The organism is Acutalibacter sp. 1XD8-33 (assembly GCF_003612555.1).
In the GTDB taxonomy this organism is placed as follows: domain Bacteria; phylum Bacillota; class Clostridia; order Oscillospirales; family Acutalibacteraceae; genus Acutalibacter.
The window spans coordinates 1-5,411 of record NZ_RAZF01000060.1 but is presented as its reverse complement, the minus strand read 5'-3'; the positions used below and the strand labels follow the sequence as shown (position 1 = coordinate 5,411).

The following is a 5,411-nucleotide window of genomic DNA, read 5'->3' as shown; positions in this document are numbered from 1 at the left end:
TTGAAGGACCTTGAAAATTAAACAACGATGACAGGAAGACCCGTGAATTCTTTGAGAGTGAGAGCTTGAGAAGAAGGAACAGGAAGCAGAACCTGAAAAATCTGTGACAAGAAGCCAAGTGCTTTGTTGAGTCGATTGAGGCTCTAAGATAGATTTAAAGGCGGAGACGCTTTTAGATACCATATTTTAGAGAGTTTGATCCTGGCTCAGGACGAACGCTGGCGGCGTGCCTAACACATGCAAGTCGAACGGAGATACGCGCTGAAGATGTAGCTTGCTATTGATTCTTGTGTATCTTAGTGGCGGACGGGTGAGTAACGCGTGAGCAACCTGCCTTTCAGAGGGGGATAACGTTTGGAAACGAACGCTAATACCGCATGACATTACTGAGTCGCATGGCTTGGTAATCAAAGGAGCAATCCGCTGAAAGATGGGCTCGCGTCCGATTAGGTAGTTGGCGGGGCAACGGCCCACCAAGCCGACGATCGGTAGCCGGACTGAGAGGTTGAACGGCCACATTGGGACTGAGACACGGCCCAGACTCCTACGGGAGGCAGCAGTGAGGGATATTGGTCAATGGGGGAAACCCTGAACCAGCAACGCCGCGTGAGGGAAGACGGTTTTCGGATTGTAAACCTCTGTCCTCTGTGAAGATGATGACGGTAGCAGAGGAGGAAGCTCCGGCTAACTACGTGCCAGCAGCCGCGGTAATACGTAGGGAGCGAGCGTTGTCCGGATTTACTGGGTGTAAAGGGTGCGTAGGCGGCTAGGCAAGTCAGAAGTGAAATCCATGGGCTTAACCCATGAACTGCTTTTGAAACTGCGTAGCTTGAGTGAAGTAGAGGTAGGCGGAATTCCCGGTGTAGCGGTGAAATGCGTAGAGATCGGGAGGAACACCAGTGGCGAAGGCGGCCTACTGGGCTTTAACTGACGCTGAGGCACGAAAGCGTGGGTAGCAAACAGGATTAGATACCCTGGTAGTCCACGCTGTAAACGATGATTACTAGGTGTGGGTGGACTGACCCCATCCGTGCCGGAGTTAACACAATAAGTAATCCACCTGGGGAGTACGACCGCAAGGTTGAAACTCAAAGGAATTGACGGGGGCCCGCACAAGCAGTGGAGTATGTGGATTAATTCGATGCAACGCGAAGAACCTTACCAGGTCTTGACATCCCGCTAACGAGGCAGAGATGCGTTAGGTGCCCTTCGGGGAAAGCGGAGACAGGTGGTGCATGGTTGTCGTCAGCTCGTGTCGTGAGATGTTGGGTTAAGTCCCGCAACGAGCGCAACCCTTACTGTTAGTTGCTACGCAAGAGCACTCTAGCAGGACCGCCGTTGACAAAACGGAGGAAGGTGGGGATGATGTCAAATCATCATGCCCCTTATGACCTGGGCCTCACACGTACTACAATGGCCATTAACAGAGGGAGGCAAAGCCGCGAGGCAGAGCAAAACCCTAAAAATGGTCTCAGTTCGGATCGCAGGCTGCAACCCGCCTGCGTGAAGTTGGAATTGCTAGTAATCGCGGATCAGCATGCCGCGGTGAATACGTTCCCGGGCCTTGTACACACCGCCCGTCACACCATGGGAGCCGGTAATGCCCGAAGTCAGTAGCCTAACCGCAAGGAGGGCGCTGCCGAAGGTAGGATTGGCGACTGGGGTGAAGTCGTAACAAGGTAGCCGTATCGGAAGGTGCGGCTGGATCACCTCCTTTCTATGGAGACTTTACGAGAGCGAGAGCTTTTGGTATAACATCCTAGGTCGGGCACGGGGAAGAATGTTAATCGTTGTTTAATTTTGAGGGTCTTTCAAAGAAGATTCTCAGGGAGAAGAAAGGGAGCACCTTTCATAAATGGGGGTGTAGCTCAGCTGGGAGAGCACCTGCTTTGCAAGCAGGGGGTCATCGGTTCGAACCCGTTCATCTCCACCAAGGGCAAGAGGGACAGACAACCGGCAGCTTAGCGGATTAGTTTGGCAGGGTTTGCGGTTTTTCCGAAGGGAAAATTGAATGCGGAGCATTCAAAGCGAAAACTCGGCAAGCTAAATTTGTGGAGCGAGCAACTAGCGAAGCAGAAAGCCTAAGAGTTTGTGGTTTTCCGAAGGAAAATGGAACACGGGGTGTTCAAAACAAACTCGGCAAGTTGATTTCGCTTCGCGAAATCAATCTTGGGCTCATAGCTCAGCAGGTTAGAGCACACGCCTGATAAGCGTGAGGTCGGTGGTTCGAGTCCACTTGAGCCCACCAGCCCGAAAGGGCGAAATTGAAGAGCCTTGAGAAGCTAGCGAAGCGGATTGAGGCAGGAATTTAACAATTTCTGAGGATTGCAAAGCAATTTCGAAGAAAGGCGAACGAAGTGAGCAAAGTTAAATTCCGTGACTTGGTGAGGCGAAAGCCGAGCCAATGTCAACAACAGTTCCTTGAAAACTGAATAAAGCGAAAGCAGACAGAAATCGAGAGTTTTATTTAGAGATAAGTCTTTTAGAGTCTTATTAAGGTAAAACTGCAATTTCAAAAGGGTAATAAGCGAGAGCTTATTCAAAGCGAGAACACATATGGTCAAGCTACAAAGAGCGCAAGGGGAATGCCTTGGCACCAGGAGCCGAAGAAGGACGCGATTAACTGCGATAAGCCACGGGGAGCCGTAAGTAGGCATTGAGCCGTGGATTTCCGAATGGAGCAATCCGGCTGGAGTTATGTCCAGTCATCATAGGGTGAATACATAGCCCTATGAGGGGAACCGCCTGAACTGAAACATCTAAGTAGGGCGAGGAAGAGAAATCAACCGAGATTCCGCTAGTAGTGGCGAGCGAACGCGGAAGAGGCCAAACCAGGGGTAGTAATACCGCTGGGGTTTGGACAGCGATGTGTATCACGAAACCTAGCCGAACAGCATGGGAAGGCTGACAAGACAGTGTGAGAGTCACGTAGGCGAAAGGGGAAATGAGCTAGCTGTATCCAGAGTACCGCCGGGCACGTGGAACCCGGTGGGAATACGGGGGGACCACCCTCCAAGCCTAAATACTACCTGGTGACCGATAGAGTATAGTACTGTGAAGGAAAGGTGAAAAGAACCCCGGGAGGGGAGTGAAAGAGAACCTGAAACCTTGTGCTTACAAGCACCGAGAGCCCGTCAAAGGGTGATCGGGTACCTTTTGTAGAATGGTCCGGCGAGTGAATGTAACTGGCGAGGTTAAGAGCTTAAGGCTCGGAGCCGTAGCGAGAGCGAGTCTGAATAGGGCATATGAAGTCAGTTGTATTCGACCCGAAACCGGGTGACCTACCCATGTCCAGGTTGAAGTGGAGGTAAAACTCCATGGAGGACCGAACCGACTCCCGTTGAAATGGTAGCGGATGAGGTGTGGGTAGCGGAGAAATTCCAATCGAACCCGGAGATAGCTGGTTCTCTCCGAAATAGTTTTAGGACTAGCCTTGTATTAGATTACCGGAGGTAAAGCACTGAATGGCCTAGGGCCCGAGAGGGTACCGAAGCCTATCAAACTCTGAATGCCGGCTAATTGATGTACAGGAGTCAGACAGTGGGAGATAAGTTTCATTGTCAAAAGGGAAACAGCCCAGACCCACAGCTAAGGTCCCAAAGTACACTTCAGTGGAAAAGGATGTGGGGTTGCACAGACAACCAGGATGTTGGCTCAGAAGCAGCCACTCATTAAAAGAGTGCGTAATAGCTCACTGGTCGAGTGGCCCTGCGCCGAAAATTTAACGGGGCTAAAGTGTACACCGAAGCTTGGGATGCAGCAATGCATGGTAGGAGAGCGTCGTATGCGGGGTGAAGTCAGAGCGGAAGCGCTGGTGGACTGCATACGAGTGAGAATGCCGGAATGAGTAGCGAGAAATATGTGAGAATCATATTGGCCGAAAGTCTAAGGTTTTTGGAGGAAGGTTCGTCCGCTCCAAGTTAGCCGGGAGCTAAGGTGAGGCCGAGAGGCGTAGCCGATGCACATACGGTGGAAATTCCGTAGCCGCCGAAAGATTTAAGCAAGAGGACACCTTGAAAGGGCACGACCCGGGCGATGGTTGCCCCGGGCGCAAGGGACCGAAATTATAGTAGGGAAGCGTGCTTGGACGAGGGCGAGAAAAGTCTTGTGTATATCTCAGGCGCCCGTACCGCAAACCGACACAGGTGGACAGGAAGAGGATTCTAAGGCCAACGGGAGAAGGGTAGTTAAGGAACTCGGCAAGTTGATCCCGTAACTTCGGAAGAAGGGATGCCACAGAGATGTGGCCGCAGAGAATAGGCCCAGGCGACTGTTTAGCAAAAACACAGCTCTCTGCTAAATCGAAAGATGAAGTATAGGGGGTGACACCTGCCCGGTGCTGGAAGGTTAAGAGGAGATGTGAGAGCATTGAATTGAAGCCCCAGTAAACGGCGGCCGTAACTATAACGGTCCTAAGGTAGCGAAATTCCTTGTCGGGTAAGTTCCGACCCGCACGAATGGTGTAACGATCTGGGCACTGTCTCAATTACCCGCCCGGCGAAATTGTAGTACCGGTGAAGATGCCGGTTACCCGCGACAAGACGGAAAGACCCCATGGAGCTTTACTGCAGCTTAATATTGGGTTTCGATAATTTATGTACAGGATAGGTGGGAGGCAGCGAACTACGAGCGCTAGCTTGTAGGGAGCCAACCTTGGGATACCACCCTTAGATTGTTGGAATTCTAACCTGCGGCCATGAATCTGGCCGGGGGACATTGTTAGGTGGGCAGTTTGACTGGGGCGGTCGCCTCCAAAAGAGTAACGGAGGCGCTCAAAGGTCGGCTCGGCACGGATGGAAACCGTGCTACTGAGTGTAAACGCATAAGCTGGCCTAACTGCGAGGATGACGGTCCGAGCAGTAACGAAAGTTGGAGTTAGTGATCCGGCGGTAGAGTGTGGAATTGCCGTCGCTCAACGGATAAAAGCTACCCTGGGGATAACAGGCTGATCTCCCCCAAGAGTTCACATCGACGGGGAGGTTTGGCACCTCGATGTCGGCTCGTCACATCCTGGGGCTGTATTCGGTCCCAAGGGTTCGGCTGTTCGCCGATTAAAGTGGCACGCGAGCTGGGTTCAGAACGTCGTGAGACAGTTCGGTCCCTATCTGTCGTGGGCGCAGGATATTTGAGGAGAGCTGTCCTTAGTACGAGAGGACCGGGATGGACACACCTCTGGCGCACCAGTTGTCATGCCAATGGCACGGCTGGGCAGCTATGTGTGGAACGGATAAACGCTGAAAGCATCTAAGCGTGAAGCCGCCTCCAAGATTAGATATCCCATAGCGTAAGCTAGTAAGGCCCCTTGTAGACTACAAGGTTGATAGGCTGCGTGTGTAAGCATGGTAACATGTTCAGCTTGGCAGTACTAATAGGCCGAGGGCTTGACCATTTTGTTCCCTCCCTTTTCGATT

2 tRNA genes and 2 rRNA genes are annotated in these 5,411 nt (G+C 51.9%); all 4 read left to right on the top strand.

The features are described from left to right. Positions 1 to 183 precede the first annotated feature (183 nt). Positions 184 to 1,717, top strand: a 16S ribosomal RNA gene (locus tag D7X94_RS17570). 140 nt (positions 1,718 to 1,857) lie between these two features. Further along, positions 1,858 to 1,933, top strand: a tRNA-Ala gene (locus D7X94_RS17565). Positions 1,934 to 2,171: 238 nt separating this feature from the next. Next, positions 2,172 to 2,248: transfer RNA gene (locus tag D7X94_RS17560), tRNA-Ile, on the top strand. A 310-nt stretch (positions 2,249 to 2,558) separates the two neighbouring features. Further along, positions 2,559 to 5,389 (top strand): 23S ribosomal RNA (locus D7X94_RS17555). Together the 16S and 23S rRNA genes with 2 tRNA genes alongside form the textbook arrangement of a ribosomal RNA operon. The last annotated feature ends 22 nt before the right edge of the window (positions 5,390 to 5,411 follow it).